Annotated in this window: 22 protein-coding genes; 9 read left to right on the forward strand and 13 right to left on the reverse strand. The window is 65.4% G+C overall.

What is annotated here, in order from left to right; genetic code table 11:
* Nucleotides 1–15: 15 nt before the first annotated feature.
* From AC0IYS_RS12835 to AC0IYS_RS12865, 7 genes are all read right to left on the reverse strand, one after another.
* Nucleotides 16–1,026, reverse strand: a complete 1,011-nt coding sequence (locus tag AC0IYS_RS12835; RefSeq protein ID WP_471705501.1) for a protein phosphatase — start codon at nucleotides 1,024–1,026, stop codon at nucleotides 16–18.
* A gap of 119 nt (nucleotides 1,027–1,145) precedes the next feature.
* A complete protein-coding gene (locus tag AC0IYS_RS12840) occupies nucleotides 1,146–1,628 on the reverse strand; it encodes an SH3 domain-containing protein (RefSeq protein WP_471705502.1) in 483 nt (160 codons plus the stop codon).
* A gap of 11 nt (nucleotides 1,629–1,639) precedes the next feature.
* On the reverse strand, nucleotides 1,640–3,229 hold the full coding sequence (locus AC0IYS_RS12845) for a hypothetical protein (protein WP_471705503.1): 1,590 nt from the start codon (nucleotides 3,227–3,229) through the stop codon (nucleotides 1,640–1,642).
* A 3-nt stretch (nucleotides 3,230–3,232) separates the two neighbouring features.
* The gene (locus AC0IYS_RS12850; protein WP_471705504.1) at nucleotides 3,233–5,722 is read right to left on the reverse strand and encodes an FtsW/RodA/SpoVE family cell cycle protein; all 2,490 of its coding nucleotides are present in this window, start codon (nucleotides 5,720–5,722) and stop codon (nucleotides 3,233–3,235) included.
* Nucleotides 5,722–6,759 carry a serine/threonine-protein kinase gene (locus AC0IYS_RS12855; RefSeq protein WP_471705505.1) on the reverse strand — a complete coding sequence of 346 codons (1,038 nt, stop codon included), beginning with the start codon at nucleotides 6,757–6,759 and terminating at the stop codon, nucleotides 5,722–5,724. The genes AC0IYS_RS12850 and AC0IYS_RS12855 overlap by 1 nt, the downstream gene beginning before the upstream one ends.
* A gap of 105 nt (nucleotides 6,760–6,864) precedes the next feature.
* The gene (locus tag AC0IYS_RS12860) at nucleotides 6,865–7,296 is read right to left on the reverse strand and encodes a glycine zipper 2TM domain-containing protein (protein ID WP_471705506.1); all 432 of its coding nucleotides are present in this window, start codon (nucleotides 7,294–7,296) and stop codon (nucleotides 6,865–6,867) included.
* 160 nt (nucleotides 7,297–7,456) lie between these two features.
* Nucleotides 7,457–7,993 (reverse strand): GNAT family N-acetyltransferase, encoded by a 537-nt coding sequence (locus AC0IYS_RS12865; RefSeq protein WP_471705507.1) that lies wholly within the window; start codon nucleotides 7,991–7,993, stop codon nucleotides 7,457–7,459.
* Nucleotides 7,994–8,126: 133 nt separating this feature from the next.
* Here AC0IYS_RS12865 and AC0IYS_RS12870 point away from each other — a divergent pair, with 133 nt between their 5' ends.
* The gene (locus AC0IYS_RS12870) at nucleotides 8,127–9,560 is read left to right on the forward strand and encodes a M20/M25/M40 family metallo-hydrolase (protein WP_471705508.1); all 1,434 of its coding nucleotides are present in this window, start codon (nucleotides 8,127–8,129) and stop codon (nucleotides 9,558–9,560) included.
* A 21-nt stretch (nucleotides 9,561–9,581) separates the two neighbouring features.
* Here AC0IYS_RS12870 and AC0IYS_RS12875 read toward each other — a convergent pair whose 3' ends face one another.
* Entirely contained in the window at nucleotides 9,582–10,433 is an 852-nt protein-coding gene (locus AC0IYS_RS12875) for an MBL fold metallo-hydrolase (RefSeq protein ID WP_471705509.1), read from the reverse strand.
* Between the two features lie 125 nt (nucleotides 10,434–10,558).
* Between AC0IYS_RS12875 and AC0IYS_RS12880 the strand changes: the two genes are divergently transcribed.
* The 5 genes from AC0IYS_RS12880 (at nucleotide 10,559) to AC0IYS_RS12900 (ending at nucleotide 15,468) form a co-directional block, all read left to right on the forward strand.
* Nucleotides 10,559–10,798, forward strand: coding sequence for a hypothetical protein (locus AC0IYS_RS12880; RefSeq protein WP_471705510.1), 240 nt, complete (start codon nucleotides 10,559–10,561; stop codon nucleotides 10,796–10,798).
* Between the two features lie 63 nt (nucleotides 10,799–10,861).
* Nucleotides 10,862–11,278 carry a hypothetical protein gene (locus AC0IYS_RS12885; protein ID WP_471705511.1) on the forward strand — a complete coding sequence of 139 codons (417 nt, stop codon included), beginning with the start codon at nucleotides 10,862–10,864 and terminating at the stop codon, nucleotides 11,276–11,278.
* Between the two features lie 68 nt (nucleotides 11,279–11,346).
* Nucleotides 11,347–12,738, forward strand: coding sequence for a TolC family protein (locus AC0IYS_RS12890; RefSeq protein ID WP_471705512.1), 1,392 nt, complete (start codon nucleotides 11,347–11,349; stop codon nucleotides 12,736–12,738).
* Nucleotides 12,735–14,099 carry a multicopper oxidase family protein gene (locus AC0IYS_RS12895; RefSeq protein ID WP_471705513.1) on the forward strand — a complete coding sequence of 455 codons (1,365 nt, stop codon included), beginning with the start codon at nucleotides 12,735–12,737 and terminating at the stop codon, nucleotides 14,097–14,099. Before AC0IYS_RS12890 ends, AC0IYS_RS12895 begins: the two co-directional genes overlap by 4 nt.
* 100 nt (nucleotides 14,100–14,199) lie before the next feature.
* On the forward strand, nucleotides 14,200–15,468 hold the full coding sequence (locus AC0IYS_RS12900; protein WP_471705514.1) for a voltage-gated chloride channel family protein: 1,269 nt from the start codon (nucleotides 14,200–14,202) through the stop codon (nucleotides 15,466–15,468).
* Here AC0IYS_RS12900 and AC0IYS_RS12905 read toward each other — a convergent pair.
* Complete coding sequence (locus tag AC0IYS_RS12905; RefSeq protein WP_471705515.1) at nucleotides 15,457–16,353, reverse strand: DUF72 domain-containing protein; 897 nt, start codon at nucleotides 16,351–16,353, stop codon at nucleotides 15,457–15,459. The two genes, AC0IYS_RS12900 and AC0IYS_RS12905, sit on opposite strands and share 12 nt — an antisense overlap.
* Before the next feature lie 207 nt (nucleotides 16,354–16,560).
* On the opposite strand from AC0IYS_RS12905, the gene AC0IYS_RS12910 reads away from it, so the two are divergent.
* The 3 genes from AC0IYS_RS12910 to AC0IYS_RS12920 are packed head-to-tail and all read left to right on the forward strand — an operon-like array spanning nucleotide 16,561 to nucleotide 19,185.
* Nucleotides 16,561–17,286: a MotA/TolQ/ExbB proton channel family protein gene (locus AC0IYS_RS12910; RefSeq protein ID WP_471705516.1), complete on the forward strand. Its 726-nt coding sequence runs from the start codon at nucleotides 16,561–16,563 to the stop codon at nucleotides 17,284–17,286.
* Nucleotides 17,276–17,704, forward strand: coding sequence for an ExbD/TolR family protein (locus AC0IYS_RS12915; protein ID WP_471705517.1), 429 nt, complete (start codon nucleotides 17,276–17,278; stop codon nucleotides 17,702–17,704). Before AC0IYS_RS12910 ends, AC0IYS_RS12915 begins: the two co-directional genes overlap by 11 nt.
* A complete protein-coding gene (locus AC0IYS_RS12920; RefSeq protein ID WP_471705518.1) occupies nucleotides 17,701–19,185 on the forward strand; it encodes a hypothetical protein in 1,485 nt (494 codons plus the stop codon). The genes AC0IYS_RS12915 and AC0IYS_RS12920 overlap by 4 nt, the downstream gene beginning before the upstream one ends.
* Nucleotides 19,186–19,197: 12 nt before the next feature.
* On the opposite strand, the gene AC0IYS_RS12925 is transcribed toward AC0IYS_RS12920, so the two are convergent.
* The 4 genes from AC0IYS_RS12925 to AC0IYS_RS12940 all read right to left on the reverse strand — a co-directional run bounded on the left by AC0IYS_RS12925 (nucleotide 19,198) and on the right by AC0IYS_RS12940 (nucleotide 22,072).
* Nucleotides 19,198–19,527, reverse strand: a complete 330-nt coding sequence (locus AC0IYS_RS12925; RefSeq protein ID WP_471705519.1) for a CzcE family metal-binding protein — start codon at nucleotides 19,525–19,527, stop codon at nucleotides 19,198–19,200.
* A 168-nt stretch (nucleotides 19,528–19,695) separates the two neighbouring features.
* Nucleotides 19,696–20,055, reverse strand: coding sequence for a hypothetical protein (locus AC0IYS_RS12930; protein WP_471705520.1), 360 nt, complete (start codon nucleotides 20,053–20,055; stop codon nucleotides 19,696–19,698).
* A gap of 15 nt (nucleotides 20,056–20,070) precedes the next feature.
* Nucleotides 20,071–20,304, reverse strand: a complete 234-nt coding sequence (locus AC0IYS_RS12935; protein ID WP_471705521.1) for a hypothetical protein — start codon at nucleotides 20,302–20,304, stop codon at nucleotides 20,071–20,073.
* A 28-nt stretch (nucleotides 20,305–20,332) separates the two neighbouring features.
* Nucleotides 20,333–22,072, reverse strand: coding sequence for a M6 family metalloprotease domain-containing protein (locus AC0IYS_RS12940; RefSeq protein ID WP_471705522.1), 1,740 nt, complete (start codon nucleotides 22,070–22,072; stop codon nucleotides 20,333–20,335).
* Between the last annotated feature and the right edge of the window lie 20 nt (nucleotides 22,073–22,092).

Consider the following 22,092-nt stretch of genomic DNA (forward strand, 5'->3'; position numbering starts at 1 on the left):
TCCCCTCGTCAAGGCTCAAAAATGCGGTGGGATTGATGCTGCCGGTAGTGCCGTTTCGTCAAGATTGCGGGTCTCCCGCGCCGGCGCGGCTTGTGCAAATCGCATCACGATGGCGGTGACGTTGTCGATGTGGAGGTTGGCCGGTGGATGGTCGGCATAATCATTGAACAACGCGTCGAGCGCCGCGCCGGCGGAGTGGCCAGGCCGCACCATCAGCGCCGGCCAGCGCGCTGTCCATGGCAGCGGGCGGCCGCATGACCAGAAGCCGTCGCTGGCCAGTAAATAGGTGGCGTCGGCGCGGACCGTCACCGCGCGGCGGTCGGACAGGTGCCGCAGGAACGGCGGCAGGTTGGCCGCGTCCAGCGGCAGCAGACCGTCCTCCAGGACCTGTGGATTGGCGAAGGCGTTGCCGAGGATGTAGGCCTGGGAGATTTGCGGCCGGTGCTCGCCGTGCACCTGCTGCCACCATTCTTCCTCGCCCAGCAACCCGTGCATCGCGAAGCAGGTGGCCGGCACATGGTCCACCGTCAGCGGCAGGACGGCTTGCGCGGTGATCTCGTATAGCCGCGAATCGCCGACGTGATACAGCATCGGCGCCTGGCCGGGCGCGATTTCCACCAGTGTGAGCGTGGTGCCGGGACGGCGGAAGCTGTCGGTATCGCCGGGTTGGCGGAAGCGTTGCTGGAGTTCGTCGTGCAGGCGGTCCAGGTGGGCGCCCAGTTCTTCCAGCGTGCCGCATGCGGGCACGCGCAGCAGGCCGTCGGCGACCGCCTCGGCGGCCTCGCGTCCGTGACCGTGGCCGCCCATGCCGTCCATGACGGCGAGGCGCACATGGCCTTGCGGCCAATTGGGGAGCGTGGACGACTGGCCGGTTTGGTCGCGCAGGAAGACCGCGCGTCCGGTGGCGTCGACGACCAGCAGATTGTCCTGGTTTTCCGGCACTTGCAGTTTGCTGATGCTGGCGCTGCTGCGGGCCGCGATATCGAGCCCGGGGCCGAAGTCCAGCATGTCCGTGATTCTTGTCATCGTGGCGGGCGGCGCGGCGCGGAGTCCGAAAGGCCACAGCTTAGCTGAAAAACCGGCGCCTGCGGAAGCGGGCGATGAAGTGTGCGTGGACTGCGACGAGCGCTCGCTGCGCGGATGCGTCATTCGCCGCCCCGGCGCAGCCACAAGCTGCTGACCCAGCCCGTTTGTTCATGGCCGTTGGCGCTGGCGGTGACCTGCCACCAGTCGCCTTCGCGCGCGCCGGTGGGCGTGACGGTGGCGCCCACCGGCACGGTGATCAGGCGCGCAGCGTGCACCCCCGCGGCCGTGCGCAGGTTCAGGTCGCGGTGCACCTGGAAGGGGCGGCCGGCGATGAGTTCCGGCGACCGGGGCGCGGGCAACGACTCGATTGCCGATGCGTGGTTCGCGCTGTTGTCCAGCGTGCCCGCCGCAACCGGCCGCGTACCCTGGACCGCGTAGAGGATCAGGCTACCGAAACCCCAGGCGCCGACCACCATGATCAGCAGCGCGCGCGCGTTGGCGCGACGCCACCATTGATTGGGCGTCAGGTAGGCTGCCACGAACAGTGTGATCACCAGTCCCGCCGGGAACGCGCACACCGCGTAGAGTTTTGGCGTTTCCATCGCAGGCCCCCTCAGGCGTCGAAGCGCAGCACGTAGTGGCCTGCCACGAGATGATGGCCGGCCGGCAGCAGGTACGGCGCGTCCGTGCCCGTATCGCCGATGCTGGCGACGAACTCCATCTTCTCGTTCAGATGGTACAGGCCCTGGGTGGCGGTCAGTCTGCCGATCTTGTAGCCCTCCGACGTCGCTTCAAAGCTGAAAGCGTTGCGCGACAGGCCGATGCGATCGGCGCTGGCGGCGTTGATGCCGTCGGCGCGCTTGATGAAGCGGGGCGAGTCGAGCAAACGCAGGGCCGACAGCATCGGCGAGTTGCGTCCGAAGGTAAAGCGCGCGCCGCCGGCCACCGCCGCGCCGACAGGCTGGGCGAGATATAGCAGGGCGCGATAGCGGTCGGCCATTTCCGGCGCCGCCGGCAGCAGCCGGATCGCGCGCCCGTCGACCGGGGAGAATGTGGAAGGCGCGTTGATGCGCTGGCGGCCTTCGGCGGTGCAGGCATACAGTTCGTCGGCCGCATCGACCACGAAACTGATCACCGGCGCCGCGTCGGGGGACAAGGCCAGCGCGCGGTCGAAAGGCAGTTCCAGCGTCTGCGCGCCGGTGTCGCGGTAGCGGCTCAGACGGGGCAGGGCCAGCGCCACGAGGTTGACACGTTGCTGGGAGACCGGCGCGTAGGTGGCGTCGCTCTCTCCCGGCTTGTTGACCGGCTTGTGGCTGACCGGTACGGCGGTCAGCTCCAGCGGCGCGCCGTCGGCGCGGCTTTGCCATACCGCAGGCCTGGCCGGCGTGGCGTGGCCGGCAGGCGCCGGCGCCTGCATGGGCGCAGGATTGATGCCGATGCCCTCGGTGGCGGCGGACTGCATGCCAACCGGCGCGCCCGAGGCGCGGGTGATCTTGAGCATTAGACGCGGACTGCCGCCCGGCGGCTCGCGCAGGGATTTGATGGTGTGGTAGCCGCTGCGCGGATCGAAACGGCATTCGAAGGCATCCTTGGGGCGCATCTGCACCACCGGTGCGGCATCGGGACCGTCGTTGATGATCAGGATCGCGCCTTCGGGGCCGAACGGCCAGCCGCTGGCGGTCACGCTGGCCGCGCCGCCTTCGCCGCCGATCAGCGCCAGGCGCTGGTTCGGATAGATCGGGCAGACCGGATGCCAGATCGCACTGTCGCGCGAGACGCTGACGTTGAAAAGGATTTTTTCGTCGGCCGCAGGCAAATACACGGCATGGCCGAACTTGACCTCGATCTCGCCGGGCGACAGCGCCTCGGTGCCGACGACGTCGTAGCGCACCTGGTCGCCGCCGAGCAGATCGCCGAAGTCCTTTTGATGCAAAGCCGTCAAGGTCTGCGCCAGGTCGCGGGCGCGGGCGCCGCGCGTGAGGTGGTAGTCGTCGTCGACGTCTTCCTGCGGCAGCATCAGCGTCACATGGGAGAAGCAGCGGGTGGCGGCGCGGCCCTTGTGCTCACGCGGGCTGCGTTCCAGCAGATCGCGCAGCAGTGGACGGCGCGAAAACAGCGCCAGACCGGGAGCCTGCCAGATCGCCTCACCATTGAAAACGTCGGGAATACGGCCCAGGACTTCGTGTTGGACATAGATCGGCATGATTCAGTCTCCTTCTAAAGATTGCGCGCTGATGGCACTAAACGCTAGCAGGGGGCAGAGGAAAAACAGCAGATGGCTGCCGCCGGCGGACAGAAAACTCATCGGCTGCCCCATGATCGGGAAGATCGCCAGGTTGGTGCCCCACGACAGCAGGAAGTGACCGAGCACGAAGGCGCCGCCGCCGCACAATGCGAAATAGCGGAAGCGGCCGGACCAGGCCTGGCGGAAGTTGCGCGCCGTGGCGCCGGCGTGGTGGGCGCGCAGCGCGGTGAGCACGATCCCGGTCAGGAAGGCCGCCTGCACGCCCCAAAGCAGCAGCGCGCCGGCCAGGCCGTGGCGGTTGATGAAAAAGGTGGCCGCGAAGTCGTCCTGCACGGCGGGGATCTGCACCACGCCGCCGGCCGATTGACCAAGCGCGCGCATGCCTAGCCAGTGGTCCGCCCCCAGCCACCCGCCCTCGCCGATGGCGCGGGCGCCGAGCAGCAGTTGCTGGCCGGTGTGCGGATGCTCGGCGGGATTGAGCCAGACCAGGAAGCGATCGGCGTAGAAGCCCCAGCGTATCAAATCGTCCGTTCCGGCCAGGCGCAGATAAACTACCGTCCCCACGGCGATCAACGCTAAAACGATCAGCGCTATCGTCAGCACGCGATGGCCGGCCGCGAGCGCGTAGGCGAAGGCCATGGCGGTGCTCCACACCAGCAATAGTATCAACGGCGAGAAGTCGTCGATCTGCACCAGCGACAGGCCGAGTAGCGCGATGAAGAGCAGGGCCGGCGCGATCAGTTGCAGCCAGCGGGCGCGGTGGTCGGCGGGATGACGCGTCTCGCTATGCCAGCCGAAGCGCAGCGCCAGGCAGTGCGCGGTCAGCGCGGTCAGGGCAAGCTTGGCCAGTTCCACCGGTTGCAGGTCGAAGACGCCGGTTTCGTCGCCCCACAACACCTGCGCGGCCAGCGCCGCCAGCGCGACGCTGGCGAACACCGCCAGTATCCATTCGATGGTACGCTGTTGCAGATGCGCGGCACGCGCCGCCTGGTAGTACGCCCACAGGCGCAGCAGGCCGCCAAGGCCGGCGCCGATCGCCAGCATGGCGGCGCTTTTCTGGTAGTAGCGCAGCCACGAGGTTTGCGGCGCGCCCAGGCCGAGTTCCAACTGCGTCAGCAAGCCGGTGGCCAGCAGCACGACGCCGGCGGCGGTCAACAGCGTGAGACGGCCGGGGAAGGCCAGCCAAAGCAGCAGCGCGCAGGCGCCGAGCAGCATCGATAACGTGGCGCTGGGCGAAAGTCCCGCGCGTTGCGAAATCAAGGCGACGATGCCGGCAATCAGCACGATCGTCGCGCCCAGCAGCTTGGCGCCAGCCGCGGCGCGGCGCATCCACAAGCTGGCCGGCGACACCGCGCACACCGCGCACACCGCGCCGATGGCGACGCAGGCCAGGCAGCCGGCGATGGCGAACCACAGGGCGTTGGCATGGCCGCTATTCCACAGCGAACGCTGTTGCCACTGCCAATTGACGTTATCCGGCAGTTTCAGATCCGGCACGCTGAACAGGCTGACATGACGGCTTGGCGTCAATATGAGCTGGTCGCCTGCTGGCGCAAGCTGAAAACGTGTGTGGCCGACGATCATCGCGTTCACTCCGGCCAGCGACAATTCCTGGCGACGCAAATCGGTCTGCACGCCGTTGCTGCGCACCAGTACCGAGGCGCGGTCGCCATCGGGATTGCCGGCCGATACCTCCAGCCGCCCGTTGGTCCTTGCCAGTTGGGCTGCGCCGGGCGCGGTCTGCGCCAGTCCAAGGCGATTGCCGCAATGCAGATTGCCACCGAAGGACAGCGGACGGGCGATGGTGAGCATCACCGGCATGGCGCGGTTCCATAGCGACAGCGCTTGCCCGGACAGGCGCGCGTCGGGGCAGCTGGATTGCGCTTGGCCGTCGCGGTATAACACGGCGCCGTCGTAGCGCCATTCATGGCCGTCGCGGGTAAAGACGATGGTGTCCGCCTCCGAAGCGGAGACGTTGAAGACGGCACCGTCGATCTGGAAGCTTTGGCGCGCACGCAGCGCCAGGCTGCCCATGCGCTGCTCGCCGCTGTCGCGCAGCAGGATCACCTGCTTGGACGGGCTGATATTGCGCAGCATCCAGCCGTCCTGTGGATCGCGGCGTAGCGACAGGTGGCTGCGGTCGGTCTGCGGCGCGGCCAGTTCGCGCTGGCCCAGCGTGATGGTCTCTCCGGGTGTCAATGTGATGCCGATGGCAGCCGGCAGCCAGCTTGCTGGCGCGCGCAGAAGGGCCAGCGCCTGCAAGCCGAAAAGGGCGGCCAGCAGGGCGAGGGTGGCGGCCAGGCCCACGTTTTGCGCGGCGAAGCGTGCCAGCCATGCGGCGGCATCGGCGATGATCCGGCCGGAGGGCCAACCGGGCAGCCGTAACAGCGGCGATCTGGCGCCTGGGGTCCCGCGTGCCGGGGCCTTGTGCAAACGCAGTGGAGTCGCCATCACGCCCCCTGGATATGGCGCCAGCCGTTGCTGGCGCTGGGACGACGCATGGCATGAATCGGATCCGCCGGATTGAAGGCGCCCCGCGCTGGCTTCACGCCCTGGATCGCGTTGAGCATGCGGCTGATCTGGATCGCATGGCGAGGTCGTTTGGCCGGATCGATGTTCAGCAGGGCGCGTAACAGCTCCAGCGCCGGATCGCGTGCCTCAACCGGTATGGCGAGGGCGAAGCGCGCCTCCTCCTCCGGCAGCAGGGCGCCCGGAATCGCGCCGCCGTGCAGCTGGCGCAGCAGGTCGGCGCCGGCGGTGTGGTGTTCGCGGTAGGCCTGGCCGCAGTCGGCGCAAAAGCGCAACGGCAGGCCGCCGGTGACCATGAAGTAAAACATCGCGCCCAGCGAAAAATAATCGCTGCGCGGACCGGTCGCATAGCCGCCGCCATTGGCAGGGAAAAACTGTTCCGGCGCCTGCCAGTTGGCGGTGCCGGTATACGAGTGGGCTTGCAGGCTGCCGAGACGGCGATTGGTGCCGAAATCGGCCAGCTTGACCGTGTGCAGATGCCGGTCCAGCAGGACGTTGGCCGGTTTCAGGTCAAGATAACGCCAGCCATATTGGTGCACCTTGGCCAGCGCCTGATTGATTTGGGCGATCCAGCCGAGCGCCATGGGCAGCGGCACGGTGTCTTCGGCGCTCTTGAGGGCGGCCATGTGCTGGCCCAGATCCGTCGTCATCAACTCCAGCGCGAGCACCGGCAGGCCTTCATGCCAGCCGCTATCGAGCAAGCGCACGATATGACGCTCGTCCCACGGCTCCAGCGACTGCAGGAACGCGATCTCGTTGTTCGCGCAGTCCACCCAGCGGTCGCGCTGGGCGGGCAGGGCGCGCGCCATCTGCTCCCGGTTGATCAACTTGATCGCCACGTCGCCGGTGGGGCCAGGACCACTGGCGCGCCAGATGATGCCGTAGGCGGAACCGCCGATCTGCTCGCGCAAGCGGTAGTGTCCCAGTTCCAAAGCGATGATTGCGTCTGTTGTCGTCATGATTTCCCCTCGGCGCCAGCCGTTACGGTTGGCTAGCGGAGGGAGACGAAAAACAAAGGCAAAAAAAAGCCTGTCGGATGACAGGCTTTCTATATTGGCTACGAATTAACGGTCGTAGCGGTCATGGCGGTGGCCACGGTCGTAGCGGTCGCCATAGTAGTAGTCACGGCGCGATTCGCGGTAGTACGGGCGGGCCGGTTCCACATACACCACCCGTGGCGGCGGCGCGTAGTAGCGCGGTGGCGGCGCGTAGTACACCGGGGCCGGCTCGTAGTAGACCGGCGCTGGCTGCGAATACACGCGGGTTTCGACGTAACGGCCGCCGCGATCATCGCGGTAGCCGCGATGACGGTCGCCCGAGCTGATGCTGTTGCCGACCGCCGCGCCAACCAGGCCGCCGACAATGGCGCCGTCACGGCCGCCCGCGCTGTTGCCGATCGCCGCTCCCACCACAGCACCGGCCACCGTGTTGAACCCACGGTCGCTTGCGTAGACCGACGATGACACTGTCGCTGCGGCCACTAACGCTACAGCCATAAATTTTTTACTCAACATGGTGATTCCCCTTGCTGCGGCTCCGGATCGGAATGATTCGTTAGCCAGTGATCTCACTATAAACGTCCGGGAAAAAACCGCTATTTGTTATACACATCCTTACAAAGGGGGCGTTTTGGTAATGGCTTGTAACATTTAAACGCTAACCGTCAAGGCGCCGCGCTTCCCACTCGGGCCGCAACAGGCTGAATATCTGCACGTCTTGATAGCGGCCGTTGATGAAGAAGCTCTGGCGCATCATGCCTTCGGCGGTGAAGCCGCATTTTTGCGCGACCCGGATCGAGGCCACGTTCTCCGGCGTGGAGAGCAGCTCGAGCCGGTGGTACTGGTGGACGTTGAACAGATAATCGATCAGCAGCCCGCACGCCTCGGTGACATAACCGCGCCCGGACAGCTTGGCGTCGAACAGGCGGTAGCCGATTTCCCGCGTGACCGGCGTGCGGCTTTTGAAGTGCGTGATGACGCCGACGATGTGATGCAGGCTGTCCTCGATGACGAACAATTCGCTGTCGTCGGTGACGAAGCTGTTCTGCATGAACTCCTTGCGCAGCGTCTCGGGCGATTTGAAATGCAGCGAGAAATGGTCGCCGCGCGAGGGCAGGTCGTTGACCAGCGCGATGAAGGTGTTCAGATCGGTGCTGACCAGGTGGCGCACCGTACAAATTCGACCCTTGAGCATAGGCGCTTTCTGGAGGTGTGAGGGTACATGGTAGTGCAGCGTCGATGACAAATCAATATGGATGACAAGCGCGCCACGATCGGTTATCGTCTGATTCGTTCTTGCAATTCACTCACTCTTATACAGGACCCGCATGAAATCCGCCTTTCCGTTCAAACTGTCCCTGACCATCCTTGCCGGCTGCATGTTGAGCGCCGGCGCCATCGCCGCCCCCGCCAACGACCCCGCGACCCTGGCTCAGATCCGCGACAGCGCGATGAAGGAGGATTGGGCCTATGCGCGCCTGGCCGACCTGACCGATCTGGTGGGCCCGCGCCTGTCCGGTTCCGCCGGCGCGGCGGCGGCCGTCGAGCAGGTGGCCGAGGCGATGCGCAAGATCGGCGCCAAGGTGACGCTGCAGCCGGTCAAGGTGCCGCACTGGGTGCGTGGCGCGGAGACGGCGGAGCTGGTCGATTACACCGGGCGTCCGGCCGGCGTCACGCAGAAAGTGGTGCTGACGGCGCTGGGCGGATCGGGCGCCACGCCCGCCGCCGGCCTGACCGCGCCGGTGATCGTGGTGCGCGATTTCGACGAGTTGAAGGCGCGCGCGGCGCAGGTCAAGGGCAGCATCGTGCTGTTCGACGTCGCCTTCGACCAGGAGATGGCCGAGCGTGGACACGCCGGTCAGGCCTACGGGCGCGGCTCCAACTTCCGCGTCAACGGTCCCAAGGTGGCGGCGGAGATGGGCGCGGCGGCCGCGCTGGTGCGTTCTGTCGGCGGCGCCGACTACCGCATTCCGCACACCGGCGTCACAGGCCTGGTCGACGGCGCGCGCATTCCGGCGGCCGCCGTCACGGCCGAAGACGCGATGCTGATAACGCGCTTGTCGGCGCGCGGTCCGGTCAAGATGCACTTGACGTTGACGCCGCAGAATCTGCCGGATGCCGACAGCTACAACGTCATCGCCGACCTGCCGGGCAGCGACAAGGCCGACGAGGTGGTGATCGTCTCTGGCCACCTCGATTCGTGGGACCTGGCCACCGGCGCCCATGACGACGGCACCGGCGTCGCCGCCGCGATGGCGGTGATCGACACGCTGAAAAAGCTGAACCTGAAGCCGCGCCGCACGATCCGCGTGGTCGCCTGGATGAACGAGGAAAACGGCACCCGTGGCGGCAAGGGCTACTTCGAGGCCAACAAGGACAAGGTGGAACGGCACTTCGCCGCGATCGAGTCGGACAGCGGCGGTGGCCGTCCGTTCGGCGTGATCGGCAGCGTGCGGCCCTCGGTGGTGAAGTACTTCGCGCCGCTGCAAAAATCGCTGGAGCCGATCGGCGCTTCGATGTTCGACCGCCGTGATGTGACCGGGGCCGCCGATACGGGGCCGCTGGAACGCGCGGGGGTGCCGGTGTTCATGCCGCTGGTCGATTCCAGCAGCTATTTCAGCTACCACCACACGCCGGCGGACACGCTGGACAAGGTCGATCCGCTTGAGTTGAAGCGCCACGTGGCGGTGATGACGGGATTGACGTGGTATCTGGCCAATATGGATGAGAACATCGGGCGCACGCCGAAGCGCGACGATTAAAGCCGCGCCGGCATCCCGACATCAAAAGGCGTTGAGCGGTATCTTCAGATACCGCACGCCGTTCTCCTCGGCCTCGGGCAGCTGCCCGGCGCTGATATTGACCTGGATCGCCGGTAGGATCAGCATCGGCATGTCCAGGGTCGCATCGCGCCTGGTGCGCATCTCCACGAACTGTTCCTCGGTCACGCCCGCGCGGATGTGGATGTTCTTTTCGCTTTGCTCGGCCACCGTCACCTCCCAGCGCGCCTCGCGGCCGGCCGGCGGATAGTCGTGGCACATGAACAAACGCGTTTGCGGCGGCAGGTCGAGCAGCCTGCGCACGGAGCGGTACAACGTGGCCGCGCAGCCGCCGGGGAAGTCGCAGCGCGCCGTGCCCACGTCCGGCATGAACATGGTGTCGCCGACGAAGACGGCGTCGCCGATCTGGTAGGCCATGTCGGCCGGCGTGTGGCCCGGCACATGCAGCGCGCGCGCCTGCAAGGCGCCGATGGCGAACATCTCGTCGGGCTGGAACAGGTGCTCGAAGCTGCGCTCGATGCCCGGCCGCTGGGGGAAAACCCGCGCGAAGGCTTGCTGCACGACGGCGATTTCGGCGCCGATGCCGGTGCGCCCGCCCAACTGCCGCGCAAGGTAAGGCGCGGCCGACAGGTGGTCGGCGTGGGCGTGCGTCTCCAGCAGCCAGACGGCGTTGAGGCGGTGCGCGCGCACGAAGTCGACCACCAGGTCGGCGGAAGCGGTGGAGGTGCGGCCCGATTTGGGGTCGAAATCGAGCACGGAATCGATGATCGCGCAGTCGCTGCCGTCGTTTTCGTACACGACATAGGTGACGGTGCCCGTGTTTTTGTCGTGGAAGGCTTGTATAAGTGACTTCATGCGTTCATTATAATAAAAAATCATAACGACTACCCTCGCCGAATGTTTTTTCGCTGAAAGATGCGCAGGCGTGCGCGTAAGCGGTATCTCTTCATGATAGTCTGTCCGAAATCAAGGAGTCAGTCATGGATAAAATTCACTACAAAGGCTGGGAAATCATTCCAACGGCCCTGCCAACCAGCGACCAAAAATGGAGCGCCAGCTGCGACATCGAACGTGCCAACGCCAACGGCGTCGAAGTGTTCGAGGGCGCGACGATGCAGTTCGTCCGCGACAGCGAGGACGAAGCCATCGCCGCCGCCTGCGACGAGGCCATCCGGCAAATCGACAATATCATCGCCAACCCGCTGGTGCGACTGGCTTAAGGGTGGCTTAGCGGCCCCCCGGCCGCACTTAGCATCCCGGGTGGCGTGTGATACCATGGTTGCATGACCCTGTTCCGCACTCTGATCGTATGGCTGATGATGCTGGCGCTCCCTTATCAGGGATACGCGTCCGCATCGATGATGCTGTGCGCGCCCGCCGCTCCCGCGGTGTCGGCGGCAGGGCACACGGCGATGCCTTCCGGTCCGCACGACCACGCGGCGATGATGGCAGCCATGCATGATCAGGAGCGGCAAATATCGCCCGACCAGCCGGACCAGTCGAGTCATGCCGGCCACAATCACGGCGGCATCAAATGCGGCGGCGCGGCCTGCTGCGTCGTCGGCGCGCCGTTCATGGCGCAGACGATCGCCGTGCCGGTGCTGCCGGCGGTATCCTCCGCCATTCCGTTCCACTCCGAGTTCCCCCGCGCGGTCGATCTGGCCCACCCCGAACGTCCCCCTCAAGGCAATTTCGTCTGACCCCGCGACAGCTCCGTCCACGAGCTGCGCAACGCATCCCATTTCTACATTAACCTGAGGTGTTGGACATGAATTGTCTGCATAAACTCGCCGGTGGCGCCAGCATGGCGCTGCTGCTCGGCGGCTGCGCATCGCTGTCCGGCGACGGCGGCTTCGGCGCCGCCGCCGGCGTCAGCGAACAACGTACGGGCCTGAGCGCCAGCGTCGCCGGCCGCCTGCCGCGCAACGACGACGACGCCCGCGCGCTGGCCGCCGTCATCGACAAAAAACTGGGGCAGCCACTGGCTGTCGACGAGGCGGTGCATATCGCGCTGTTGAATAATCGGGGACTGCAAGCGAGTTATTGGTCGCTTGGCATCGCCGAAGCGGACCTGGTGCAGGCCGGGCACCTGCAAAATCCCGTGTTCGATTTTAAACGTAGCCACGGCGGCGGTGAGGTCAGTATCGAACGCACGCTGACCTTCAATCTTCTCAGCTTGATCACGGCGCCGCTGGCCGGCCGCATCGAAGGGCGCCGCTACGAGCAGACCAAACTGCTGGTCTCGAACGAGGCGCTGAAGGTCGCCGCCGACACCCGCCGCGCGTGGGTGGAGGCGGTGGCCGCCAACCAGAGCGCCGAATACGCCGTGCAGGTGGAGGAATCGGCGCAGGCCAGCGCCGAACTGGCCGACCGCATGCGCAAGGCCGGCAACTGGAGCGCGATGGACGTGGCGCGCGAACAGGCCTACCACGCGCAAACGGTGGCCGACGTCAGCGCCGCGCGCAAGGCGGCCGTCGCCGCGCGCGAAAAGCTGACCCGCCTGATGGGACTGAGCGGCGCGCAGACCGCGTACAAGCTGCCGGACCATTTGCCCGAGCTGCCCGCCGCCCCGCAGGAATTGGGCGACATCGAGCAGATCGCCGTCAACGAGAGATTGGACATCCAGGCCGCCAAACTCGATACCGCGCACACGGCATCCACCCTTGGCCTGACCAAGACCACGCGCTTCATCAACGTGCTCGATCTGGGTGTTGTGAGTAATAGCGAAGGCCGGACGAACGCGCGCGGCTATGAGCTGTCGCTGGAGATTCCATTGTTCGACTGGGGCTCGACGCGGGTGGCGCGGGCCGAGGCGACCTATATGCAATCGGTCAATCTGCTGGCGCAAGCGGCCATCAACGCCCGCAGCGAGGCGCGCGAAAGCTACGCCGACTATCGCGCGTCCTACGAGCTGGCGCGCCACTACCGCGACCAGGTCGTCCCGCTGCGTAAAAAGCTGGCCGACGAAACCCTGTTGCGCTACAACGGCATGCTGATGAGCGTATTCGAACTGCTGGCCGACGCCCGCGAACAATCGTCCGCCGTCAACGGCTACATCGGCGCGCTCAAGGACTACTGGACCGCGCAAGCCAATCTCGAAGCCGCATTGGGTGGCCGCCTCGGCGACCGCCAGTCAACCAACAAAGGAGTAACCCCATGACCACCCGCAGATCATTCCTCAGCGGCGCAGCCCTCATCGGCGCCGGCATGGTCACCAAGGCCGGCGCGGCCTCGCTGCCGGAGGCGCCGGTGCAATCGTCGGCCGCCACCGCGCCGCCGCTGGTGCCGCCCAACGGCCGCCCGTACAATCCCGTCGTCACGCTTAATGGCTGGACTTTGCCGTGGCGGATGAAGGACGGCGTCAAGGAGTTCCACCTGGTGGCCGAACCGGTGGTGCGCGAACTGGCGCCCGGCATGACGGCCAACCTGTGGGGCTACAACGGACAGAGTCCCGGCCCGACGATCGAGGTGGTGGAGGGCGACCGCGTGCGCATCTTCGTCACCAATAAACTGCCCGAGCACACCAGCGTGCACTGGCACGGCCAGCTTCTGCCGAACGGCATGGACGGCATCACCGGTTTGACGCAGCCCGGCATCCAGCCGGGTAAGACCTTCGTCTACGAATTCGTCGCGCGCCACGCCGGCACCTTCATGTACCACCCGCATGCCGACGAGATGGCGCAGATGGCGATGGGGATGATGGGCTTCTGGATCACGCACCCGAAGGACCCGAAGCAGCACGCGGTGGACCGCGACTTCGTCTTCCTGCTGAGCGCCTACGACATCGAACCTGGCAGCTATACGCCGAAGATCAACACGATGCTCGACTTTAATCTGTGGACGTTCAACAGCCGCGCCTTCCCCGGCATCGATCCGATGGTGGTGCGCAAGAACGACCGGGTGCGCATCCGCGCCGGCAACCTGACGATGACCAACCATCCGATCCACCTGCACGGTCACACTTTCGAAGTGACGGGGACGGACGGCGGCTGGGTGCGGCCGTCGGCGCGTTGGCCGGAGGTGACCACCGACGTCGCCGTCGGCCAGATGCGGGCCATTGAATTCGTCGCGGACGCGCCGGGCGACTGGGCCTTCCATTGCCACAAATCGCACCATACGATGAACGCGATGGGTCACAACGTGCCGACGATGATTGGCGTCGATCACACCGGCGTCGCCGGGAAAATCAACAAGCTGGTGCCGGGCTATATGGTCATGGGCGACAAGGGTGGTTCGATGGGCGACATGCAGATGCCGCTGCCGGAGAACACCCTGCCGATGATGAGCGGGGAGGGACCGTTCGGCGGACTGGAGATGGGCGGCATGTTCACCACGGTCAAAGTGCGCGAGGGGCTGGCGCGCGACGATTACAAGGACCCTGGCTGGTACCGGCATCCGAAAGGCACGGTGGCTTACGAGTGGACCGGCGAAGTGCCGCCGGCGCCACGCGCACCGGGCGTGCCGCCGTCCAAGCCGACGGAGACGATGAACGTCAAGCGCGACGCCAAGCATCACCATTGATACGGGAGGGTACGGGGAGCGAAGGTTCCGCGTACCCTCGGCGGCAGCGATGTGCTCGTGTAGAATTGGTGGACCTGACCCCGGAGTTGCCGCTGGCTGCATGAAATTCTCTCTTTATCCCGAACAAACGGCTTTGCTGGCGTACGTCGCCAAGTGGATCTGTATCGCTGGCGTGGTCGCCGCGCTCAGTGGCACCGCTTCGGCTTTCTTCCTTTTCGCACTGGACTACGCGACCCGATGGCGCGAGGCGCACGCGTGGATCATCTGGCTGCTGCCGCTGGCCGGCTTCGCCGTCGGCTGGCTGTATCTGAAAACGGGTAGCAGCGTGGAAGCCGGTAACAACCTGCTGATCGACGAGATCCACGATCCGCAGAAAGTCGTCCCGCTGCGCATGGCGCCATTGGTCTTGGTCGGCACCGTCGTCTCGCACCTGTTCGGCGCTTCGGTGGGCCGCGAGGGCACGGCCGTGCAGATGGGCGGGGCGCTGGCCGATCAGTTGACCTACGCGCTGCGCCTGCGCCATGCCGATCGCCGCATCGTGCTCATGGCCGGCATCAGCGCCGGTTTCGCCTCCGTCTTCGGCACGCCGCTGGCCGGCGCCATCTTCGGCATGGAGGTGCTGGCCGTCGGCCGCCTGCGTTACGACGCCATCTTCCCGTGCATCGTCGCCGCCGTGGCGGCCGACCAGGTGGGCATGGCCTGGGGCGTCCATCACACGCACTATCCGATGAATACGGTGGTGGCGATCGGCTTTGCCAGCGTTGCCGCCGTGCTGGCGGCGGGCGTCGTGTTCGGCCTGGCCGGCATGGCCTTCGCCAGGTCCACGCACGCGGCGTCGGCTTTTATGAAGCGTCTTATCTCGTATCCGCCGCTGCGGCCGATGATCGGCGGCGCGGTTGTCGCCGTCGCCGTCTGGCTGTTCGGCACGCGCTACATCGGCCTGGGGATTCCGGTGATCGTCGAGGCGTTCCAGCAGCCGCTGGCGCCGTGGGATTTCTTCGGCAAGTTCGCTTTCACGGTCGCTTCGCTGGGCAGCGGATTCAAAGGCGGGGAGGTGACGCCGCTGTTCTTCATCGGCGCCACGCTCGGCAACGCGCTTGCGCCTTTGCTGCATCTGCCTTTCCCTTTGCTGGCGGCGCTGGGCTTTGTCGCGGTGTTCGCGGGGGCGGCAAACACGCCGCTGGCGTCGACCATCATGGCGATCGAGCTGTTTGGCCCGCAGATCGGTCCCTTCGCCGCGATGGCATGCGTGGTGGCTTATCTGTTCTCCGGCCGTTGCGGCATCTACCGCTCGCAAAAATCGGGCATGGCCAAGTACCGCGTGCCGCCGGTGCCGCGCGACCGCCTGCCGCCGCCGTCAGCCAAATGACGCCAGGCCGCCGGCCAATCCCAATTTTTCGATCAGGCTGCGCGCGTCGAACGGCGCCCGCACTTTGATGTCGTTGTCGAAGTAGCAGTAGACGTCGCGCTTGGCGCGTGCCGGCGGCGGCTTGTCTGATATCAGTTTGGCGTCGTCCGGTTGCCCGCCCGTGCTCCAGGCGCGGATGCGCGCGGCCCAGCGCTCCAGCGCCTCGTCGTCGTAGCCGCTGGCGTAAAGTTCCTCGGCGCCGTGCAGGCGCAGATACATGAAGTCCGACGTCACATCCTCGTAGTAGGGGAATTTTCCGGCGGTGTCGGCCACCACCAGGGCCACTTTATATTTGCGCAGCAGCGCGACGAAAGCGGGATCGACGAAGCTGTCGTGGCGGATCTCGATCGCGTGACGCAGCTTGTGATTGGCGTCGATGTCCAACGCGACCTTGCCGTTCATGCGCGGCTCGTGCCGGCGCGCCAGGCGCTGCGCCTGTTCTAGGTCGCGCGGCAGCAGGCTGAAAAAACGCTCCAGCCGCTCGGCGTCGAAGCGGAAGTTGGGCGGCAGCTGCCACAGAAACGGACCCAGTTTTTCGCGCAGCGCGAACACGCCGGAGGCCATGACGTTGGCCAGCGCCTTGTCGATGCCGTCGCCCAGGCGCAGGATGTGCGTCAGGTAGCGGTTGCCCTTGTGGCTGAAGACGAAGCCCGGCGGCGTGGCCTCGTACCATGCGGTGTAGCTGGACGGGCGCTGCAGCGAGTAGAAGGAACCGTTCAATTCGATCGTCGGCAGCGCGCGCGAGGCGAATTCGAGCTCGCGCGCCTGCGCCAGCCCTTCCGGATAAAACACGCCGCGCCAGCCTTGGTAGCGCCAGCCGGAGATGCCGATGTAGATTTTTCCCATGTCTAAAATATAGCCAAATCCGCTTGCAGGCGAAGCACGGTTGCCTGCAGGCAGGACTCGGTCGCCCCGGAAATGCTCGCATTCGTCGCGGTGTTCATTTTCGGACAGTCGGTGTGCGGTAATGGTCAACCGGCCGTCGGACAATCGCCGCAAATGCGCATAAAGGCGGCGATACAGGCATGGCCCGGACCTTGCTATGTTCAGGGCATGAACAAAAATCTCTCCCTCGCACTCGTCGCCATGCTCGTCCTCCACAACGCCGCCCATGCCGCCGAGATCAATATCGTCGAACAGGCGGCCGAGGGCGGCGCGGCCATCGTCGTCACGCTCGGTTTGTCGATCCTGTTCCTGGCCGTCTCGATCGAGCGGCTCATGCACTTCCGCGCCCGCGCCATCGTGCCGGACGGGCTGGTGGAGAGGGTCAAGACGCTGTGGGCGGCGCAGGATTTCACCAGGCTGCAACAGCTGCTCGCCGAAGACGATAGCTCCCTGGCGCGCGTGATCGCCTATATCGTCGCGCACCGCCAGCATGGATACGCCGTCGTCAACAGCGGCGCCGGCGATATCGCGTCGATGGAGTTGCGGCACCATCAGCAAAAGGCGTATGCACTGGCGATCGTCGCCACGGTGGCGCCCATCGTCGGCTTGCTCGGCACCGTGGTCGGCATGATCGACGCCTTCCATGTGATCGCGTTCTCCGAAGGCATGGGCAACCCCGCGCTGCTGGCCGGCGGCATCTCGAAAGCGTTGATCAATACCGCCGCCGGCTTGTGCGTGGCGCTGCCGGCGCTGGGCATGCACCACTTCCTCAAGAACCGGCAGGCCTTCTTCGGCCTGGCACTGGAAAAAAAGATCAACAGCTTGATCGACGAATGGTTCCTGCACGGCGACGCCGCGCCGCAAAACCTGCACGTGGTGTCGCATGCGCATTAACCTGGCCGAGGACGAGCAGCCGGAAATCGGCCTGATCGCGCTGATCGACTGTATCTTTTTTCTGCTGATGTTCTTCATGGTGGCGACGTCGTTCAAGCAGCCGGACGCGCACAAGCCGCAGAAGGAGTTGCCGGTCACCCTGCCGATTTCCCAGGTCAGTCTGGAGCGCGACGAGGCCGGCCCGGCGCCGCATGTGATCGGCGTCGACAAGGACGGCAAGTTCTTCCTCGATGGCGAGCAGGTGTCGACCCAGGCGCTGCACGGACGGTTGAAAACGGAGGGCGCCCGCGATCCAGGTCGCCGCATACGCATCGATGGCGACCAGCTGGCAAAATACCAGGACATCGTGCACGTGATCGATCTGTGCCAGTTCGAGCGGCTCACCAACATCTCCATGCACACCCGTGGCGCGCGATGATGTTCGGCCGACTCGATGAATGGGAGCCGAGGGCCCGCCGCGAGGGCGTGCGGCGGTATGGCTTCGTGCTGGTCTCGCTGGCGGTGCACGCGCTGCTGATCCAGCTGCTCTATTACTTCGGCGTCTATCGGGTGGAGATGGCGCAGCAGCGCGAGCGGGAGAGCGTCAGCGCTGCCGTGGCAAGGCAGTCCAGCATCGAAAAACGCGTGATGGACATGGAGAAGATCAAGGACTTGCTGGATCAAAGCCGTCCCGGCGCGGCGCCGCGCGATGGCGCTGGCGCCGTGGACGAGCCGGACTTCCGTGCGACGTCGCTGCCGAAACCGCCGGAGCAACTGCTTGCGGAAGCCAGGGAGCTGTCGGCCGCCATCGCGGAGGTGGAGAAAGAGCTCAAAGCCACCGAGTTGGCGAGAATCGAGAAGATACCGGTGGAAAAGGCGCGGGAGCGGCTGGCGTCACCGCCGGCCGACAGCGCGGCGCCGCCGCCGGAGGCCACACCACCGTCGCGCGCCACGCCACCGCCGAACAGCGCGCCGCCGCCGGGCGCCACGCCCGGACAATTGGCGGCGGAAATCCAGCAGCTCGAGACAAAGGCACGCGCCGCGCTGGCGCAGCGCCAGCAGGATCTCGCGCGCCATCGTGACGGCGTGGCCGTCAAGAGCGGGCAGGTTGGCGCCGTTCAGGCCAACGACACCGACAGCAAGCCGGGAACGGGCATTGGCGGTGGTGGCGGCGACGATGCACAGGGTGGCGAAGGCCGCGCCGACGCCACGCCCGGAATCGGCGGGAACGGCATCGAGCAGCGCATCGCGGCCTTCATCAAACGCGATGCGGCGCTGCCGACGGGCGCCGCGCGGAACTACACCGGCGCCGGCGAGGCGATTTTCAATCCGGGCGGCGGCAATATTCCGCCGGTCGACGCGCGTTCGATGATCAAGGGCGCCGGCCGCGTGCTGGGCCGGGGCGGTGAATTTTCCAACCGGGTCTACATCAATAGCTGGTATGTGATCGGCCCTTTCGAGGGCAAGCATGGCCGCGGGCTGTTTTCCAACCATCGCTATCCGCCCGAGCAGGGCGTGGTCCTCGATGCCGTCTATGCGGGCAAGGCAAACCGGCAGTTGAAGTGGCGCTATGTGCACGCCGCCAGCTATCCGCTGGTGCCGCCGGACCCCGACGAAGACGCGGTGTATTACGGCTATACCGAAGTGATGATGGACCGCGACCAGGAATTGACGATGTGGATCGGCGCCGACGACGACGCCCAGATCTGGCTCAACGACGTGCAGGTCTGGGCTGGCGGAAACATCAACAAACAGGGGTTCTGGCCCGCGCTGTACGACGTTCCCAACACCCATGGTCGCGATTACAATATGACCGAGGCCAAGCGCACGGTGCGTTTCAGGAAGGGCCGCAACAAGATCTTCTTCAAGATGGCGAACGGCCCGACGCGGCTGTTTTTCTCGCTGGTGCTGACGAAGTAATTCGGCGTCACATCAGCCGCGATAGAGCGGATTGCTGCCGACGTAGACGGTCACCATTCCCACGTCCACGCCTTCGGGCGCGATCTTCTCCAGGCCGAATTGATCTTCCGCGTGCAGTGTCTCGAAATGCCAGGTGAAGGTTTTGCCATTGACGGTGAACGCCACGGTATCGCCATTGTTGACGTTCACCCATTTGGTGCCGGGCGTGATCGTGATCGCGCGGTCGGCGAAACCGTTGCCGGCAGCGCTGCCGTAGTTGGCGGGGGTGCCGGGAGCCGCCTGTGCCAGGCCGGCGCCGACGATGGCGGTGCAAATGATCAGGGTGCGCAGTGTCTTAAACATGATAGGTCCTTTGGGTTGTTGAGTGAAGACAGGACCAGTCTAAGGCGCGCGCACTGACAGGAACATGACGCTTGGATGACAGATTTGTAATCGGGTATGCCAGCAAGAACATGGCGTGGCACGGTGAGCGGGCCGGGCGGCGCTTGTCCGCCCGGGCGTTGATGGCGCCTAGTGTTGTACACCTGCGCCGTCATCGTCTTGCGACGGTTCCGGCGCCGGCAGATCGGCGGACGCCGGGCTTGCCATCTGTGGATCGGGCGCCGGACCGCCGTCGACACCGATGGTGTGGGCAGCGTTGTCCACTGGCGTGGGGACGTCTTCTTGCTGCGAGACGTCATGGGCCCATACCGTGCTGCCGGCGGGGGCGAGGCCGAGGGACGGCGCCGGCGCCGCCGATTGCGCTGGCCCGTGGCTGTGGGCGTCGCTGGAAAACGGCGTCGGAATACCGCCGTCCAGGGACATGCTGTGGTTGCCGGCATTGGCGCCGGCGCCGAAGTCGAGCTTGATCGTGATGGAAGAGGGAGCCATGACAATTCTTCCCGGTCAATTCAGATAGAGCGTGTACAACAGCCCGGTCGTATTGTCGTACGACCCGGACACCGTTCGGCCGCTGGCCCTGGCCGTGCACAGGATCACGAACATGTTGGTGGCGCCGTCGACGCTGATCGGCTGCACCTTTCTGTAAGGCTGCGTCGACAGCAATCCCCATGCGTTCATCGAATGTGGACTGGTGTAGGTTTGCACCACGCTGAGGTTGGAGAAGTTTACGTAAGCCATGATATTGCTCCTTAGGGAAGATCGACGGTTACACACAATAAGCCTGGTAAATCAGCGACGTGTCGGCATACACGTTCACTTTCCTGTTGTACGCCTGGGCTTCGGCCAGCAAGACAAACATGTTGGTCACGCCGTCCGGCGTCAGCGGCTGCACCTTGCGCCAGCCGAGGTCCTGCACATAGGCCCAGGCGTTCATCGAATGCGGACTGGTGTAGGTGGACAGCACCGCCTTGCTGTTTTCCCAGTTGATGGTGGCCGGGACGTTGAACGTCATGACCGCGCCCGAGGCCGAAACGGCGTTGATCCTCAGTCCCGAATTGCCGCCGTCCCACCATTTGCTGTTGGGGCTGGTGGTATCCGAAAACTCGGTCCTGGTCGGCGCGCCGAACAGGTCGTCGGCGTCGCCCGCGTTGGCGTTCTTTTCCAGGTCGAAGCGGTTGTCCGCTTGCACCAGCGAACACTCGTAGTGCTGGGCGGGCGTGCGTTGCTCGTTGCTGTTGTTGCCGTTTTCATCGACATGGAAGATGGCCAGGCCGGCATCGGGCAGGAAGGTGTCGCGGCCGGTTTTTTGCCGGTTCTCCATGATCATGTATTCCGTCGCGCTTTTGGCATAGATGTAGAAGTCGTTGTTGGCGGCCGACAGCGTCGCGGTGATGCCCGGCGTGATCGCCACGGCCTTGGTGGCCCAACCCGACTCGTTCTTCAGGTAGGCGCAGATTTGCACCGGATTTTTGTCGTTGCCGCCGTAGCACATGAGGCAGAAGTGACCCAGGCCGGCGGAGGCGCCGGCGCCGCTGTCGTAGTCGTAGAGGTCGGGGTAGTCGCAGACCATGTGTCCGTTCTCGTGGCAGAAAGTGCGCAAGGTCAATTCGCTGCCGATGTCGGTGATCTGGTAGTCGAACATTTTCTTGCCGCCGCCGGCGTCGAACGGGGCGGCGAGATTCCAGGAATGCGGCCATAGCCCCTGGGACCAGTTGTTGACGGTGGGGCCGGCGTAAAACACGTTCAGCGCATTGACGTAGCCGCTGCCGTCGCTGGTGAGCTGGCCGAAATTGAACCCTTGCGCCTTCAGCCATGTCAGCGCCTCGACGATCAGTTCCTTGGCGCGGGTGCCGTAGGCGATCGCCGGATCCGTGTAGTAGGCGCGATTGTGCGCGGCGGTGTAGTACTGCGTCACCACGTTGGTGTAGGTGAGTTTGCCCTTGGAATTGTCGAAGAAATAGTCGCGCACCGAGCCATTGTTGCCGTAGCCGGTGTAGCCGGCCTGATTGCAGAAGCTGTTGATGGCGGCCACCGGGATGGTGTCGGCCACGTCGGGAAACCGGATCAGGATGCACAGCCCGACGAAGTTGCCGACGGTGATCGTTCCTTGCGCTTGCGGCAGTTCTCCGGCGGCGCTGGGCATCATCGCGCGGCGCCGGGTCTTTTTTTCCGCGCGCCGGATCTGCCAGCGGCTCGGCGCTCCCTGCCGCAGCGGCGAGCGCTGCGCCTGCTGGCGGGCGCGCTCCGGCGGCAATTGGAGATGGGGCCGCAGGTCCAGGCTCTGCGGGTCGACCTCGCCGGCGGTGTGCCCGGTCGGCACCAGCGCGTGCCCGTCGTCGGCCAGCGTCGCGTATTGGTAGAAGCCGGTGTCGGGGTCCTGGACCACGGTGTAGCCGTCGAGGGTTTCGAACCTCGCGTGGTACTGGTTGCCCCAGCCCCTGACCTGGACGGCGCTGCCGTCCGGATTGGTGAAAGTGAATTCTTCATTGACGAACGGTGTGCTCATGATCGTATTCCCCCTTTGAC

It is taken from the genome of Duganella sp. AC237, from assembly GCF_979254035.1.

Bases quoted from the DNA above. Each gene is read 5' to 3' on its own strand.
- AC0IYS_RS12900 (WP_471705514.1), top strand. From the start codon at position 14,200: ATGAAATTCTCTCTTTATCCCGAACAAACGGCTTTGCTGGCGTACGTC.
- AC0IYS_RS12935 (WP_471705521.1), bottom strand. From the start codon at position 20,304: ATGGCTTACGTAAACTTCTCCAACCTCAGCGTGGTGCAAACCTACACC.
- AC0IYS_RS12845 (WP_471705503.1), bottom strand. From the start codon at position 3,229: ATGCCGATCTATGTCCAACACGAAGTCCTGGGCCGTATTCCCGACGTT.
- AC0IYS_RS12850 (WP_471705504.1), bottom strand. From the start codon at position 5,722: ATGGCGACTCCACTGCGTTTGCACAAGGCCCCGGCACGCGGGACCCCA.
- AC0IYS_RS12905 (WP_471705515.1), bottom strand. From the start codon at position 16,353: ATGGGAAAAATCTACATCGGCATCTCCGGCTGGCGCTACCAAGGCTGG.
- AC0IYS_RS12870 (WP_471705508.1), top strand. From the start codon at position 8,127: ATGAAATCCGCCTTTCCGTTCAAACTGTCCCTGACCATCCTTGCCGGC.
- AC0IYS_RS12940 (WP_471705522.1), bottom strand. From the start codon at position 22,072: ATGAGCACACCGTTCGTCAATGAAGAATTCACTTTCACCAATCCGGAC.
- AC0IYS_RS12875 (WP_471705509.1), bottom strand. From the start codon at position 10,433: ATGAAGTCACTTATACAAGCCTTCCACGACAAAAACACGGGCACCGTC.
- AC0IYS_RS12880 (WP_471705510.1), top strand. From the start codon at position 10,559: ATGGATAAAATTCACTACAAAGGCTGGGAAATCATTCCAACGGCCCTG.
- AC0IYS_RS12840 (WP_471705502.1), bottom strand. From the start codon at position 1,628: ATGGAAACGCCAAAACTCTACGCGGTGTGCGCGTTCCCGGCGGGACTG.
- AC0IYS_RS12835 (WP_471705501.1), bottom strand. From the start codon at position 1,026: ATGACAAGAATCACGGACATGCTGGACTTCGGCCCCGGGCTCGATATC.
- AC0IYS_RS12915 (WP_471705517.1), top strand. From the start codon at position 17,276: ATGCGCATTAACCTGGCCGAGGACGAGCAGCCGGAAATCGGCCTGATC.
- AC0IYS_RS12885 (WP_471705511.1), top strand. From the start codon at position 10,862: ATGACCCTGTTCCGCACTCTGATCGTATGGCTGATGATGCTGGCGCTC.
- AC0IYS_RS12860 (WP_471705506.1), bottom strand. From the start codon at position 7,296: ATGGCTGTAGCGTTAGTGGCCGCAGCGACAGTGTCATCGTCGGTCTAC.
- AC0IYS_RS12865 (WP_471705507.1), bottom strand. From the start codon at position 7,993: ATGCTCAAGGGTCGAATTTGTACGGTGCGCCACCTGGTCAGCACCGAT.
- AC0IYS_RS12895 (WP_471705513.1), top strand. From the start codon at position 12,735: ATGACCACCCGCAGATCATTCCTCAGCGGCGCAGCCCTCATCGGCGCC.
- AC0IYS_RS12920 (WP_471705518.1), top strand. From the start codon at position 17,701: ATGATGTTCGGCCGACTCGATGAATGGGAGCCGAGGGCCCGCCGCGAG.
- AC0IYS_RS12855 (WP_471705505.1), bottom strand. From the start codon at position 6,759: ATGACGACAACAGACGCAATCATCGCTTTGGAACTGGGACACTACCGC.
- AC0IYS_RS12890 (WP_471705512.1), top strand. From the start codon at position 11,347: ATGAATTGTCTGCATAAACTCGCCGGTGGCGCCAGCATGGCGCTGCTG.
- AC0IYS_RS12910 (WP_471705516.1), top strand. From the start codon at position 16,561: ATGAACAAAAATCTCTCCCTCGCACTCGTCGCCATGCTCGTCCTCCAC.
- AC0IYS_RS12930 (WP_471705520.1), bottom strand. From the start codon at position 20,055: ATGGCTCCCTCTTCCATCACGATCAAGCTCGACTTCGGCGCCGGCGCC.
- AC0IYS_RS12925 (WP_471705519.1), bottom strand. From the start codon at position 19,527: ATGTTTAAGACACTGCGCACCCTGATCATTTGCACCGCCATCGTCGGC.